Annotated in this window: 12 protein-coding genes and 2 pseudogenes; 9 read left to right on the forward strand and 5 right to left on the reverse strand. The window is 57.8% G+C overall.

Translation table 11 applies throughout. The features are described 5' to 3' along the window. Positions 1-763 precede the first annotated feature (763 nt). From C0V72_RS07160 to C0V72_RS16805, 4 genes and pseudogenes are all read left to right on the forward strand, one after another. The gene (locus C0V72_RS07160) at positions 764-2,227 is read left to right on the forward strand and encodes a hypothetical protein (protein ID WP_101792757.1); all 1,464 of its coding nucleotides are present in this window, start codon (positions 764-766) and stop codon (positions 2,225-2,227) included. Positions 2,228-2,330: 103 nt separating this feature from the next. After that, positions 2,331-3,248 (forward strand): HNH endonuclease, encoded by a 918-nt coding sequence (locus tag C0V72_RS07165; protein ID WP_101792811.1) that lies wholly within the window; start codon positions 2,331-2,333, stop codon positions 3,246-3,248. Beyond that, positions 3,245-4,180, forward strand: coding sequence for an HNH endonuclease (locus C0V72_RS07170; RefSeq protein WP_101792760.1), 936 nt, complete (start codon positions 3,245-3,247; stop codon positions 4,178-4,180). Before C0V72_RS07165 ends, C0V72_RS07170 begins: the two co-directional genes overlap by 4 nt. A gap of 101 nt (positions 4,181-4,281) precedes the next feature. Continuing rightward, a pseudogene (locus C0V72_RS16805) lies at positions 4,282-4,461 on the forward strand (DUF6615 family protein); the annotation flags it as partial. Here the strand turns inward: C0V72_RS16805 and C0V72_RS16190 are convergent. Next, a complete protein-coding gene (locus C0V72_RS16190; protein WP_172438946.1) occupies positions 4,449-5,063 on the reverse strand; it encodes a S24 family peptidase in 615 nt (204 codons plus the stop codon). The pseudogene C0V72_RS16805 and the gene C0V72_RS16190 sit on opposite strands and share 13 nt — an antisense overlap. A gap of 120 nt (positions 5,064-5,183) precedes the next feature. On the opposite strand from C0V72_RS16190, the gene C0V72_RS07175 reads away from it, so the two are divergent. Then, on the forward strand, positions 5,184-6,239 hold the full coding sequence (locus tag C0V72_RS07175; protein WP_101792763.1) for an IS110 family transposase: 1,056 nt from the start codon (positions 5,184-5,186) through the stop codon (positions 6,237-6,239). Positions 6,240-6,400: 161 nt separating this feature from the next. Here C0V72_RS07175 and C0V72_RS07180 read toward each other — a convergent pair whose 3' ends face one another. From C0V72_RS07180 to C0V72_RS07190, 3 genes are all read right to left on the reverse strand, one after another. Then, positions 6,401-7,864, reverse strand: a complete 1,464-nt coding sequence (locus C0V72_RS07180) for an ADP-ribosylglycohydrolase family protein (RefSeq protein WP_101792765.1) — start codon at positions 7,862-7,864, stop codon at positions 6,401-6,403. 101 nt (positions 7,865-7,965) lie between these two features. Further along, positions 7,966-8,544 (reverse strand): GIY-YIG nuclease family protein, encoded by a 579-nt coding sequence (locus C0V72_RS16195; protein WP_143704543.1) that lies wholly within the window; start codon positions 8,542-8,544, stop codon positions 7,966-7,968. Positions 8,545-8,615: 71 nt separating this feature from the next. Beyond that, positions 8,616-9,392 (reverse strand): NYN domain-containing protein, encoded by a 777-nt coding sequence (locus C0V72_RS07190; RefSeq protein ID WP_101792772.1) that lies wholly within the window; start codon positions 9,390-9,392, stop codon positions 8,616-8,618. A gap of 208 nt (positions 9,393-9,600) precedes the next feature. On the opposite strand from C0V72_RS07190, the pseudogene C0V72_RS07195 reads away from it, so the two are divergent. Together C0V72_RS07195 and C0V72_RS07200 are read left to right on the forward strand one after the other, a co-directional pair. Continuing rightward, a pseudogene (locus tag C0V72_RS07195) lies at positions 9,601-10,382 on the forward strand (IS5 family transposase). A 9-nt stretch (positions 10,383-10,391) separates the two neighbouring features. Next, positions 10,392-10,715: a hypothetical protein gene (locus tag C0V72_RS07200; protein ID WP_101792775.1), complete on the forward strand. Its 324-nt coding sequence runs from the start codon at positions 10,392-10,394 to the stop codon at positions 10,713-10,715. A 226-nt stretch (positions 10,716-10,941) separates the two neighbouring features. Here C0V72_RS07200 and C0V72_RS07205 read toward each other — a convergent pair whose 3' ends face one another. Beyond that, positions 10,942-11,589: a hypothetical protein gene (locus tag C0V72_RS07205; protein ID WP_101792778.1), complete on the reverse strand. Its 648-nt coding sequence runs from the start codon at positions 11,587-11,589 to the stop codon at positions 10,942-10,944. Between the two features lie 255 nt (positions 11,590-11,844). Here C0V72_RS07205 and C0V72_RS07210 point away from each other — a divergent pair, with 255 nt between their 5' ends. Together C0V72_RS07210 and C0V72_RS07215 are read left to right on the forward strand one after the other, a co-directional pair. Further along, positions 11,845-13,221 (forward strand): hypothetical protein, encoded by a 1,377-nt coding sequence (locus C0V72_RS07210; RefSeq protein ID WP_101792781.1) that lies wholly within the window; start codon positions 11,845-11,847, stop codon positions 13,219-13,221. Continuing rightward, on the forward strand, positions 13,218-13,943 hold the full coding sequence (locus C0V72_RS07215; RefSeq protein ID WP_101792784.1) for a phospholipase D-like domain-containing protein: 726 nt from the start codon (positions 13,218-13,220) through the stop codon (positions 13,941-13,943). Before C0V72_RS07210 ends, C0V72_RS07215 begins: the two co-directional genes overlap by 4 nt. Positions 13,944-13,971 lie beyond the last annotated feature (28 nt).

A 13,971-nucleotide genomic window follows, 5' to 3' on the forward strand; every position in this document is an offset into this window, starting at 1 on the left:
TAGTAACCCAGCGCATCGCGGCCACCCCAATTCATCGACCCGGTGGCCAGCGCGCTCCCTCACCTTGAAGTCGAGGCTGGAGCCCAACCAGCACATTTAGTGTCGCATTGGCGTCGACCAGTGCAATAATCTGCCAATGACGGTTAAAAGCGCACACAGGCTGGCTGCCGTCGCATTCATCGTGGTTGTGGGCGTGCAGGGAATCGGACTGATCCTGCCCGTCATGCCGCGTCTGATCGGGGACATCGGCGAAGCTGTGCTCTGCGAAAACCCTTTCCGCCGGGCTTCCCCCTGTAGCGTACCAATCAACTCGGTAGGGGTTGGTGGACAGGGCTAGAATCGAACCATCGAAATAACGATTTGATATCAATCCTGTTATTGGGGTCGGAAAAAAGCCACCCCCACACTCTCCCCCACATTTTCGTAAATCTAACCGCCGTTCGATACTTCGTTTGGGGGGGAAGGCTTGGAAAATGGGCGGTCTGCAAACCGTCCAGCTGATGCATTTCCCGCGCTGGCAATCTGATGGCGACTCACGCATCACCGCAGCAGCCCAGAGGAACAGATGAGCCCTCACCCTTCGCTCTGTCTGCCTAGCACTTTATCACCGACCGGCCAATGCTCGTCGGCTATCGGCCAAAGTAGGTCGTTCATTTGAACTGTGGCGAGGTCTGGTGTTGAAGAAAGCCGTCGATAAGAAAACGTGGCTAAGTCGGTTCGATCCCTCGTAGACGACGGCAAGGACCGGCATCATAACGTCCGCATGGACGAAATCTCATCTACTCGATTCAATGCGATCGCTGGATACGCCCGGGCACCGCACGCCGTTCTGATATGCGAAGAGCTTGCCTACTTCGAACTCGACGCCGGTCGGATCGTCGGCATGGTCGTCCGAGACCGGACCGATGGCGACTATTTTGGGATGATCTTCGCGCCCGACCGCAATCTTCGCTTCCGTAACGTCATGGTCTCCGGCTTCTACGACGATCCGCAGGAGGCATTCCAAGCTTTCGCTGAGGAAATGCGGGCGGCCGCAGATGCGCCTGCTGAGGATCACCATCAGGCCGATGAGGTCGGCGACCCCGTCGACTTCTTCACGCCGGTCCACCCGCACGAACGCCTCCATCCAGACTTCGTGAGCCTCATCACCGAGGAGGCCAACTCGCCTGCCCGCGACATTATCGAGAAGATGATGCGATGGTATGACGACGTGGACGGCAACTTCATCGAGCAGTTCCAGACCACCGGCTTCGATCAGCGGATCTGGGAACTTTATCTGTTCGCCACCCTCGTCGAACTGGGATACGTCTTCGACCGATCCCAGCCCATGCCGGACTACGTATGCACCGGACTGGCGGGTAGCTTCTCAACGGAGGCCGTGACGGTCGGGCCTACCCGTGACGGAGGGAAGGTCGTGCCGCCTCCACCGCGCGACACCGCCGAGCAGCAGACCGCCTACCTGCAGCAATACATGCCGATCAAGTTCGGCAGCGCGCTCTTCACCAAGATGAAGAAGCGCTACTGGGAGAGGCCGCACGTCGCGGCGAACCCATTCGTCCTCGCCATCGCCGACTTCTCCTCGCCGGGATCAATGGTGACGACGTCATCGGCACTCGAGCGCTACCTGTTCGGCTACGAGCACGCGGGGGCGAAGGACGCCGATGGAAGACTGAGGATCGTGCCCACGCGCGTAGAGCAGCATGCCTTCGGTGAGAAAGTCATCCCCTCCGGGTTCTTCCGCACGAATGACTCCGAGAACGTCAGCGCGGTCGTGTCAACGACAGCCGGCACCATCTCAAAGTTCAATCGGATGGGTGTGCTCGCCGGCTTCGGCACCGGCCGCGTCGTCCTCGTCAGAGAAGGCACACAGCCCGACAGCGACCCGAACGCAACCGAGCCGCTCCACTTTCGCTCCCTCGTCAACGCTCCCAGCTACGACGAACGTTGGGTGGATGGGCTGAACGTCTACCACAATCCCAATGCAGCGATGCCGTTCGAACGCCGCCTCCTTCCTGGCGCGGCACATCACTTCTGCGACGCGGAGGGGCAGGTCACGAGCGAGCTGCCCGCCTTTCATCCCTTTGCCTCGATCACCAACCATTACGCACCCGTTGACGTCTCGGCGTTCGTCGAGAAATGGGGCGATTGCGCCCATCTCATATTGTCTGACGGACAATGGGTCGACAGCCGGGAATTCCGGCGAGCCCAAGCCACGAGCAGCGGATAGGCCGCCCGCCTCGGCTACGACGTCGTAAAACTGAGGCTAGACAAGGCCGACAATCGCTTTCGCACTCTTGCTCTCGACGGGCAAAACAGGGAAGTTGTTCAGCGTGGTCAGTCTTTATGTCGCTATCACCGATCGCAGTTGGTTCGAGCTGCTCAGTCAGGAACGGCCCGATGAGGTCAATTTCTGGCAGCCGAGCGGCACGCGCAATTTTGGGGCGATCTCGGTCGGCGAACTGTTCCTATTTAAGCTGCACGCGCCCGATGACTATATCGTCGGCGGCGGCGTTTTTAGCCATGCCTCCAACGTCCCCCTGTCGCTTGCCTGGGAAGCGTTCGGAATCAAGAATGGCGTCACCTCTCTGCCCGAAATGCGCCGGCGCATCGCCAGGTACCGCCGCGACGACGCCCTTCTTGATCAGCGTAGCGATCCGCCGGTCGGCTGCCGTATTCTGACCCAGCCCTTTTTCTGGCCGTGCGAGCAATGGCTGCCCGTCCCTAAAAGCTTTGCGCGTAACATCGTCACCGGCAAACGCTATTCTACCGATGATGCCGAGGGCCGCTACCTGTGGGATGGTGTCGCCGATCGGGCCGGACTGCCAGTCATCGATCGCGCGCCGGCCGAACGCTATGGCACACCACAAATGGTGCGGCCCCGGCTGGGGCAAGGAGCGTTTCGCCTTGCCGTTACCGATGCCTATGAACGGCGCTGCGCTGTTTCTGGCGAACAGACGTTACCCATTCTCGATGCCGCCCATATCCGCAGCTATGGCGAGGGCGGCGAGCATGACCCCGCCAACGGCCTGTTGCTGCGCACCGACATTCACCGCCTGTTCGATCTCGGCTACGTCACCGTTTCGGAGGACCACCGCTTCGAGGTCAGCCATCGATTGAAAGCCGATTTCGACAATGGCCGGCATTATTACGACTTGCATGGTGTCGAGGTGCGCGGACCTCGGCGCGGCTATGCGCCACCGTCCGCCGACATGCTCGCCTGGCACCGCGAGCGTCGCTATCTCGGATGAGCCTCGTCGACCCCGTTGACGCCGCGATGCGACAGGCCGCGATCGTCGAGCTCGAACGACGCGCGGCCGGGCGACCGCTCGACGCCGACGACCTAGCCGCGGGCTTCCGATGGCAGGGCGAGCGCATCCCGTTCGTCAATCCGCAGCGCGGCATCTTCAAGCCGAGGGTAATGCGTTATCTGCTGAGTGTCCGCACTGTGTTTCCGCGTACCGGCGCACGTGTCTGGTACGACGATCAACGCCGCGTCCATGAGCAGATCCATGCTGGCGAAGAGCTGGTCGACTATGCTTTCATGGGCAGCAATCCCGATGCCGCCGACAATCGCTGGCTGAAGGAAGCCATGGAAGCGCAGGTACCTGTCATCTACTTCCTCGGCATTGCACCCGGCCGCTACACCGCCATCTACCCCAGTTTCATTGTCGACTGGTCGGCATCGCAGCTAGTCGCCCGGATCGGGTTCGGCATGCCTCTGGCACCTTCCGCCAGCAAGGCCGCCATCCCGCCCGCGCCCGAGCGCCGCTATGCCCTGCGTCTCGTCAGCCAACGCTTGCACCAGGCGACCTTCCGGGAGGCCGTGCTTGGCGCTTATGACGGGCGCTGTGCGATCTCACGACTGCCCGAACGGCGCCTGCTCGACGCCGCGCATATTATCGCCGATGGCGACGAACTGCTCGGTCAGCCTCTGGTCGCCAATGGCCTGCCTCTGTCCAAAGTCCATCACGCCGCGTTCGACGCGAACCTCATCGGCATCGACCCCGACTATCGCATCCATGTTTCCGACGAACTTTATGCAATGAACGACGGACCCATGCTCGAGCAGGGGATCAAGGCGATGCGCGGCAAGACACTCTTGATGCCAGATCGCCTGGTCGACCGGCCCGACCGCGACCGGTTGGCTGCGCGGTTCGAGCTTTATCGGGCGGTTAACTGATTCAAGATGCGGTCTACGCCGATCTTCGCGCCGACCTGCGATCTTGCCTAACGCTTGCCCGTGATGGTCGCTGAGCCTCTCGGTCAGGAGCCGAAACGAATCGTCGCTCTCGCGAGGACAGTGTCACCGACGCTCTGGTGGCTGCGCTGCTATCGCTGCCAGGCAAACGCGTCGTGTTTCTGACCCGACCGGAACCGAAGACAGGCGAGGATTTCGATGTGGTCGTTGTCGATCCGCTATCAGGCGATGCCACCCAGTTTGCAGTAACTCAGGAGACCTGAGACCCGATCCAGATCACCCTTCCAATGACGTTGACTGATTTTCGAAGCACGCCGTTCCAGCTTGGATAAGATTGATGGTCCGTCAGCACAGAGATGCGGTTACCTGTGGGGTAGAGCGCAATCCTTCGTACGAACGTTTCAGACGATCCCCGGACCGCATAAAGTCCATCATGTAAGGTCTCGCCGGCACGTAGTCTTTGGATCATCACCTCATCACCTTGACGTAGCGTCGGCTCCATAGCCTCGCCGATGATTGGCAGAATTGCGACGCCGCCATGTCTGCTACACAGGCGCTTTAGCCAAGCCTCATCAACCAGACGCGATCGCTCGAGAGTCTCGCCAAGACTTTCTGGCCAAAGCACCGGCACTGTAACGACTGAACGCCGGGCAGTGGTGGCATGACCCTTTCCCCCGAGCAGTTTCGCCGGCACGTCGAAATGGAGGGCGAGCTGAGCGATGTCACTCTGATCGAGCCGTGCCGGTGACCCGCGCTTTATGTACTGTTGGATGTAAGCTGAATTTCGTCCGAGGAGACGGGAGACGGCCGAATAGGACTCCTCTCGCTCTTGTATGAGATCGTCCAAAGCCTTTCGTGGGTCCATCCTCGCTGCTCCTACCGTTTCCTACGCGCTTATCACGCGAACGAGGATCATTCCTATTCGGCTTCGGCTCGATACGTGGATAGTCATAGCGTCCAGCATAAGCCTCTCGGGAGACGCTGGATGGTCTATCAAAACTACTGGGTTGGCCTCGATGCCGGTCATCTCGAAACCGCGGTTTGTCTGGTGGACACTGACGGACAAATCATCTTCGAGGCAATTTGCGAGACAAAATCCGGACCCATTAGGGACATCCTGCGGAGGCACGGCGTCGAAGCCGTACAACGCATCACGATTGAAGCCGGAAATGGCACCCAAATGGTGCGCGAACTCATGTCCTTCGGGTTTCCAGTTCAGGTGGTCGATGTCCGCAAGTCTAGCAAATTCCTAGCAATCCGGCGGCAAAAGACCGACGTCCATGATGCACGAGGATTGGCTGAAATGGGCCGTATTGCGCGAACGATGGGCTCGTCAGTCTACCTTAAGCCACTGGAGCATCAGAACATCCGGTCACTCATGAATGTGCGACGAACCCTTTTGAAGAATAGGACCCGGACAGATGCAGTGATCCAATCGATCATCCGCCTTCACGGGGGGGACATAAAGCTTCTAACCGGTCAGGGAGCACTGTTAGCCGAAGTCAAAAATCAGATCAGACTCATGAAGCGCGAGGGCTTGGAGATCGGGATCGACTTACATCCAATAGTCGAAATCGCGGAGGCACTTCGCGTACAGATCTCGGTACTCGATCGACAGTTGCGGGATCTCGCTTCAAGCATACCCGCTTGCTCGAGTTTCATGACTGTCCCCGGGGTCGGAACCATCGTCGCGCTCTCGTTCTACAGCGCAATTGGAGATCCCAATCGCTTCAAGCATAATCGAGACGTCGGCGCCTACCTTGGTCTCACCCCAACGCTGCACCAATCCGGAATTACATCACGCCGCGGACGTATCAGTCGGCATGGCAACAAACTGACGAGGATGCACTTGATCACGGCCGCGACAGTGATCCTATGCAGGATTGAGACAGAAAGCCATTTGCGTACCTGGGGGCTTCGACTGGCAAACAGGATCGGACTTCTGAAGGCACGGGTCGCGGTCGCCCGCAAGCTCGCGGTTATTATGTTGAGTATGTGGAAGTCAGGATTGGCTTTTCGTCCCTTTGGATCATTCTCATGATATCTCCCTCGGGAGTAGGCAGGCTTGGACCCCGGTTTGATTTCTGGGGCGCGACCCCGCTGTAGGTAATTGGGCCAAGTCTGCCGTCTATCTGTGAACTCCGAGTGCGCTGTATCATCAAACCACTGATGTGTTGGCGTCATCATCCGACCTGTTAAACACTAGCTCGGCAGCGTCTTTGCAGGGAAGGCTAGGTTACGAGCCAGATCCTCAATCCTATGGCGCCAAGCCAGCTTCTCGAGCCATGATTTCCGGATGGACGAGGCTCCGTACAGAGCTCCGGCTAGCTGACCTGTGATGGCCGCAGTTGTGTCGGCGTCGTCCCCCAGGTTTGCTGCCAGAAGCACGGCGTCGTCAAAATTGTCCGTGGTTGCAACGCACCAGAGAGCTGCCTCGAGGCTATGCGCCACAAAACCGCTGCTGGAAATTTGGTGGCGCTGCTTCCCGCGCCAGCTGCCAGCAATGATCGGCGCGACCACAGGCCCATACTCGCCATGAGCCTGGGTCAGTGCCCGCTCGAAATCAGCACCGAAAATGGCGGCTCTCAGGATCAATGAGTAAGCATCGCAGGCTTCCAGACAGGCTGGGGCCGCGTGGGTCGTTGCGCTTTGCCGACGGGCGACACGAGCCACAATCGAGGGATCCTCATGGATTCCCCAGATCGCGACGGGTGCCAGCCTCATGAGCGAACCATTCCCCGCCGAACGAGGATCGGCTGATCCCGACATGGGATCGCCGGTCGCTTCAAACCGGCTCAGCGCTTGACTGGTCGTGATCCCGATGTCGAAACAATCACCAGTCGGGCTGTAAGCCCCATTTCTCCACCAATCGACGAAGCGACTTTGCGCCTCCACTGGCTCGAAGACAGAACCCTGGGCTGCACTCGCAAGTATTGCGTCCGCGAGCGCCAAGGCCATCGATGTATCGTCGGTCCACGTGCCCGGCTCCAAACCGAACGGCCCTCCCCCAACCATGTCGGTGATATGGTGGTAGGAATCGCGCGGCCTGAATTCGAGGGTCGTCCCCAAGGCATCGCCGACAGCCAACCCTAGCAAGCATCCTCGAGCGCGATCGTAGATGTCCCAGATCGAATGCAAGTGATTTTCTTGAGACACAGTCTCGATTGCGCCGCGGCGGACTTCGCGCACGCGCGCAATTGCATCTTTCGGCTCGGCTTCTCCCAGCTCGATGAGGAGCCTCGCGGCTACCGTCCCCGCGCGGCCGAGCCCGCCCTTGCAATGAATGAAGACGCTTTGTCCGCTGGCGAGTAAGTCGCGCACATGGGGCCCGGCAGAGCGCCACCCATGCTCGAAATCAGCGCCGGGTGCGGTGACATCGGGGATTGGCAGGTGAAACCACTGCATCCCTCGAGCTGCCACCTCCGGAGCCAGATTTGAAACGCCAAGCGCATCAATCTCGTGGTCTTCGATCAGCGAGATCACCGCTACAGCGCCCCACTCAGAGACCGCGTCCAAGTCAACAGCGAGGTCACGCCGCCAGTCAAATCCACCAACGGATCTACACTGTTTGCCCGGGCAAAATGATACGCCGATGCGGCCACTGCCAGCTGCCAGGGTCGCAATCTGGATGGGGTCGGTGAAGCTTGTGCGGAAGTTTGAGTTCATTCCGACCCTGTAAACGTTATCTACGACAAAAATGGTCGCGACAATGCGCCTGTGCTTGGTGGGTTCGTGACCCGACCACGCAGATGCATTTCCAATGGCGCTTATCGGTACTCAATCGCCTTTTGCTCTCTGGCCGTGAGATGCGCCGCCAAAGTTTCGATGGCTAGAGCGAGATCACAATCGAAAAGCTCCTTCGAAACGACTGCCGCCCCATTCCGTATCCAGAGCCTTTCATTGCGAAATTCGAAAAGCGAGCGATGCACGGCGATCTCTTTCGCGCCGGCATGTTCTGCCCAAACCGTCATGCAAATCCGCCAGTCCCACGCCCCGCCGTAGCCATCGAGATTCGCGATGTAGATCCGATTGTCCGGATCGTCGCTTGAGAAGCCGATTTTGATCAAACCCAAATCCGACGACTGGGCAAGGTAAAGATAGCCTGGCAATTCACTCCGACGCGCAAATGCGATTGAAGCCGGGGAACACTGAATGCAGTTTCCGTACCGATTGCGCAAAGTATGGCCGTTGTGACACGGCGTAACACCGTAGGCGACAAACTTCCCCTCAGCCTTCATTCTCGGTCGATATTCGGCGCGCCTCAAGCCAGTGGCATCAAAAGCTTCTTCGGGTTCGATCCCATGGCGTTTCATGTAGCTCAAATGCGCTTTAGTGAGGCGAGCCATCCGCAGTGACCCCTCGTCAAACCTTCAGCACACTAGACGAGCCAAGCTCGCGGAGGAGCGAACCAGAACTGTTATGTGGGCGTGGCATGTTTAGCCTTAGCCTTGCCCGCATTTTCCGAGGCGACGACGCGGATCTGCAAATGGCCCGTATCAGTTCGGCGAGATTCGAATCCCCCGGCATTTTCGACCAAGTCGCTCAGCTTGCCTTGGCCATAGGTTCGGGGGTCAAAATCGGAAGCGAGCGCCGCAAGACGTTGGCCCACGCGGCCGAGAGGTACCCAGCCCCCTTCATCATCAAGCTGTGAGATAGCGGTCCGGATGAGAGGAGCTGCGGCCGTGGGCGGTTTCATGACATTAGCTGGACGGGAGTCCTGTCCACCCGGCTCATCGGGAGTGGGTGCCTCTGGCAGCAGGTTTTCAGTGTAGATGAAGCGGCGACAGGCTTGGCGAAAGCTCTCGGGTGTTTTCTGCTCTCCGAAGCCGTAGACGTCGATGCCTTGCTCTCGGATACGCGAGGCCAAGCCAGTAAAATCACTGTCGGACGAGACAAGGCAAAAGCCATCGAAACGGCCGGTATGGAGAAGGTCCATTGCGTCGATAACCAGAGCAATGTCCGAGGCATTCTTGCCACTGGTGTATGCGAAGTTCTGGTGCGCCTTGATAGCATGCGTGGCGAGAACGTCGGCCCAGGATTTCAGTCTTGTGCCTGAGAAATCGCCGTAGATACGTCGGACACTTGCCTCACCGATTTTGGCAATCTCTTCAAAGAGCCGCGGTGCGATCCGGGAGGATGCATTGTCGGCGTCTATCAATACAGCAAGTCGGGGGTTACGAGGTTCAATAGCCATCGTGCATCATTGCCCGAACAACCCTTAATCAGGCGATAAAGCTTTGAAGGCGTTGCCTGATGATTGCCTCGTCTTGAGATAACCTGAGTAGGCGCTTGGCTCTATCATGCGCGAATTCATGCACCTCGAAAACGACTAGGCCGTGTTGACAAAAGGGATTCCCAATTGAGCCGAGTTCTGATTCAAGACTGCTTTTTGAGGAGCAGTCATGGGTCGCGGAGACTTGTCGGATGCAGAGTGGGAACTGATCGGGCCGCTGCTGCCGCCTGAGCGGGGTCGCTGGGCGCGGCCGGCGGGCGACAACCGGCGATTTCTCAATGGAATGCTACATGTGCTGCGGGTCGGGTGCCCCTGGCGCGACATGCACGAGCGCTACGGCAAGTGGAACTCGGTCTATGTCAGGTTCCGGCGCTGGGCCGAGCAGGGCGTCTGGGATGCCCTCCTGCAAACACTGGTCGATCTGGGGCTGACTGACGACTGGCAGCACATGATCGACAGCACCAGCGTTCGCGGCCACGTCTCGGCAGCGGGCGGAAAAGGGGGGCTTTTGCGAACGCTCTTGGTCGATCACGCGGCGGCTTTACGAGCAAAATCCACGCCCGATGTGACAATCAAGGACTACCTATCGGCTTCATCCTGACCGGCGGCGAAGCTTCCGATTACACGGCTGCCGAGCCGCTCATGGAGATCCCGGTCGCCGCACCCAAGGCATTGCTGGCGGACAAGGGCTATGATGGCGATCGCTTCCGGGAAAGCCTGCTGATCCAGGGTATCCTGCCGATCATCCCACCCCGATCGAACCGGAAGGTGCCAGAGCATCCCGACTATCGGCGTTACAAGGATCGCAACCGCGTCGAGTGCATGTTCGGCAAACTCAAGCCGCAGAGGCGTATCGCTACCCGCTACGACAAGACAATCCTATCCTTCGAGAGCTTCCTCAACCTCGCCGCCGCCCGCCTATGGCTGAAGTCTTTTGTCAACACAGCCTAAGCTATAGCCGTGCCTCGGCAGCACTTCGGCGCGGCGCTCATCATATCGTCGGCGCTGCTCGCCCCGAGACACGCCAGAAACCGTCGGCTTATCGTCGAAGAAACCGACGCGTTCGCGGTGTTGGCGCTCATGATATTCCACAACAAGGCCAAGATCCGGGTAAAAGCCATCGACAGGCAGTGGCTTTTGGCGACCATGCCGATCCGGATCTCCGGTGAGAAATGGGAAGCAATGCTGCCTGGAAGCCTTCAGTCCGAGAACAGCATCGCAGAGATCGAGCACGTAATGCTCGTCGCGGTTTGCGGCCGTGGAAACGCCCTTTACGGCCTTTGAAGTAGATCGGAGCCTGACGCGCCCTGCGGTCAGCTGCGCTATGACCCTCTCCATGTCCTGGTGCTGACAACTCCCTTGCACGACCTCCCAACGCCCGTTGTGTGGATGCCAATCGAGATTTGCTGCGCGAAGGGCAGCTCGAAAGCGCTTCGGATCTATTCCGCCCGCAACCGCCATATCGACGGCGCTGATCAACTGTCCTGGGATCGACATGCGTGCTTTCCCTTTAAGCAAATCCGCGCACCATCGCTGCCTCGATGCCAGCCCACTCCTGCTCGTGTGATCCAGAATTGTTCGGCATGCCCGCCTTGGTCAAACAGCCCTTGGGATAGGTATAGCTGTCGATCCGCCGCTCTGGCTCCTCGCGCCAAGCGATGTTAACGGCCCAGTACTTCGGGAAGAAATTTAGGCTCGAATAGGGAAGGTGGTCGTGGATCCACCAGCCGAGTTTGCGCCAATCGCCCTCTGCCTGAAATGTGTCCCAAAATGCCGGAACGACGACGCATGCCGTGGCCCCCATCCGGCCTTCGGCATCGCGTCGATCCCAGATATGCCCGGCAAAATTGGCCTCGTTCGACGCGCAGTTGTACCCGCCCTTCCCTGCAGCTTGCATCTCATTGCCCAATCCATTGACTTCGCACGACCGAAAGGCGGATCGAACAGCGATACGGCCAAACCGATCCTGCAACGGTTCAAGCAGTTCTTCGCAGAGCTTGCTTCCTGCTGCGATCGCCAAGTCCGGATCATCAGGCACGTTGGCCAGCCCATGAATCGCGGCGATGTCTGAGAACAGAAAATCCCGCATAAAGAACGACTTTGATAGGCGAACACGGCCAAATTCGGTCAGTGCCGCAACAGAATCAGGTTTTCTCATGTGCCAAGCCTCTTATCCCGATACGTCAAAAGCGGTCGCAGCTTGGAGCAATGAACCACTTGATTCCTCATTTCCTCTTGCAAGACATCTAGATAGCCGATGTAGATAGCAGATCTACGTGTTCAAAAGCTTGGATTGAGACCTGAAGCAGCCGCAATCTAACGCCCAAAGATGTCCGCTATCAACCAGCGCTTTCTGACCAGCCATTTCGCGCTCCACCAATGATACTTTTAACATCGTGAGAAAAATAATCAAATGACGCACTTTTTGAACAGCTTTCTCACCGAATACGACGACACTCTTTCGTCTGATTCCTACATTGACCCCGTGGGCACTCTGATTATTTGGTCTGCATTTGGAAGACAAGTTTTTCGCAACCGGATAAATTCAATCTCGAACGACGTTCGCAATTTCACGATCAACTTGTTTCATCACTACATGGTGAAAAAGCTGGTCGAGGATGATCGGGTCAAACTCAGCCCTTCGCTCCATCGCCAATACCAGAGTAAGGATAGCCTGAATTTCAAGCAAGCATGCCTGATTTTCCTTGAGAACGTCTTCGTATTTTCAATGCTTCGCCACGAGAAAATACAAGACGTAGAAACGACCGGAATACTTGGCATATTAAATGCGCGGAGACTGTGGTCGAATGAAGATCGCCCTCCTGCACTAATCCTTACCCATGAACCCGTCGGCCAAATCCTGATCCGGCAGCTCGGTCTCGGAGTCAGTGGTCGATATAAAACACCGCTAATGGAAATGGGCTTCTTCGATGGAAATTATCACTATCACAAGCCAGCATATCAAAGCCGGTGGGCGGATGCCGAGAAACTGATAAATGGCGAACCGAAGAGCTCGCTCAGCAAGCTTGCTAGCAAGACATATGAATTCCTAAAGGAAACCGTCTCCCGACCGATCCAAGGCGGGAAGCTTCCATTTAGTGATGTGTCTGCAGATCTAACTCGGGCATATGCTCGCGCATTTGCCTCCCCTCAGGCAGTCGGAAGTTACGCGAAAGAGTTTTGGCTGACTCAGACAGAGCTCAATCAAGGTGCGGCCGGCGCGATTTTCCATGTTCTCGAAGAAACAGAAGATCTCTCGCCGCAAGAGGCTGTCGAGCGGGCGCTTGCACAGGATTTAGCGCCCGCAGAGAAGACCAAGCTGGAGCACATTGTGCACCTGGAGCCATTTCTAGCAGATTGCTCGCTGCTATTCACCCTCATGGCATCTCGGCGAACCCAATCAACCGGCGACGTCGCGAGCGCTTGGGCAAACTTCGGCCGAGACGCGACGCAATTGCCCCGCGTATCTAGTGCTGTTTCTGAGTACGCGGATCTGCCAGCCATAAAGGGCACGGAGGGGGCGAAGCGCCTCAGGCAGCTTCTCAGGGCAGCTAAGGCCAACGATCTCGACGGCCAAATTCGCGAAATGGCGATCTACCATAGCTCGGTAATGCAATCCCGTGGCCAGGTTTCATGGCTCAATGTCGGCAGCGACGGCACCATCAATGTCCATGCGCGGACGGTCTCTATGCCCGAGCCCAACAGCCGTGCGCCTGGTTCATGGCACAATAGCTATTATCTCCCTCAGTTCAGCAGCTTCGTGAATGGCCTGCGCGGAGCGGTTGTATGAAACTCTTGCATGAATTGAAGCGCAAGGTGACCGGGATGGGGCCCCTGCGCCGAGCATGGTTCACCACATTTAACTTGGACATTGAGTTCTTCGAGACGTTTATTTTGCCCGCGGTGATCGGTAGTGAAAGTCCACGAAATCGGATCGAGTTCGAGCAGCTTCAGCAGGAGCTCACCGAAAAAGGTACTGACGTCAGGGTCTTTTGCGATCCGCGGTTCATCGACACCAATCGCATCAAAAGGACCTGTGTTCCCATACATGCTATCCGTCCCGATCGGTTGTCGGAGCGGTTCGGCGAGCGCAGCCTTTTCCATCCTAAAGTCATCTACCTTGAGGACGATAACGGTCGGCGAATGATCGGTGCGGGTAGCGCCAATTTAACGCTGTCCGGTTGGGGAAGAAATCTTGAAGCATTCGTTTTCCGCGAGGTCGAAAGCCTTGCCAATTATCGAGAAATCCGAACGTTTTTCAACGGACTTTGGGATGCGGCCGGCATTGAAGACGACGTAGGCAAACTTCGAGCGCGCCGAAAGGCAGCTAAGTCAAATGAGAAATGGCGCTTTGTCCATAGCCTCCAGGACCAATCATTCGCAGCGCAATTGCTTGGGGGCGCGGAGGTTTCAGACATCGTCGTGTGGTCGCCCTATCTGCCTCATGTTGAAGGACAGTTCACAGGAGCCGTAAGGCGACATCCAGCTTTACGAGGTGTCGCCTTGGCCTGATCGATTTCCCGGCGGATGGTCTTCCGGG

It is taken from the genome of Porphyrobacter sp. TH134 (assembly GCF_002855495.1).
Lineage (GTDB): Bacteria > Pseudomonadota > Alphaproteobacteria > Sphingomonadales > Sphingomonadaceae > Erythrobacter.

What these genes read in the sequence shown, in the direction of transcription:
- C0V72_RS07160 (WP_101792757.1), top strand. Translation starts at nt 764, where the DNA reads ATGGACGAAATCTCATCTACTCGATTCAATGCGATCGCTGGATACGCC.
- C0V72_RS07170 (WP_101792760.1), top strand. Translation starts at nt 3,245, where the DNA reads ATGAGCCTCGTCGACCCCGTTGACGCCGCGATGCGACAGGCCGCGATC.
- C0V72_RS16190 (WP_172438946.1), bottom strand. Translation starts at nt 5,063, where the DNA reads ATGGACCCACGAAAGGCTTTGGACGATCTCATACAAGAGCGAGAGGAG.
- C0V72_RS07175 (WP_101792763.1), top strand. Translation starts at nt 5,184, where the DNA reads ATGGTCTATCAAAACTACTGGGTTGGCCTCGATGCCGGTCATCTCGAA.
- C0V72_RS07180 (WP_101792765.1), bottom strand. Translation starts at nt 7,864, where the DNA reads ATGAACTCAAACTTCCGCACAAGCTTCACCGACCCCATCCAGATTGCG.
- C0V72_RS16195 (WP_143704543.1), bottom strand. Translation starts at nt 8,544, where the DNA reads ATGGCTCGCCTCACTAAAGCGCATTTGAGCTACATGAAACGCCATGGG.
- C0V72_RS07190 (WP_101792772.1), bottom strand. Translation starts at nt 9,392, where the DNA reads ATGGCTATTGAACCTCGTAACCCCCGACTTGCTGTATTGATAGACGCC.
- C0V72_RS07205 (WP_101792778.1), bottom strand. Translation starts at nt 11,589, where the DNA reads ATGAGAAAACCTGATTCTGTTGCGGCACTGACCGAATTTGGCCGTGTT.
- C0V72_RS07210 (WP_101792781.1), top strand. Translation starts at nt 11,845, where the DNA reads ATGACGCACTTTTTGAACAGCTTTCTCACCGAATACGACGACACTCTT.
- C0V72_RS07215 (WP_101792784.1), top strand. Translation starts at nt 13,218, where the DNA reads ATGAAACTCTTGCATGAATTGAAGCGCAAGGTGACCGGGATGGGGCCC.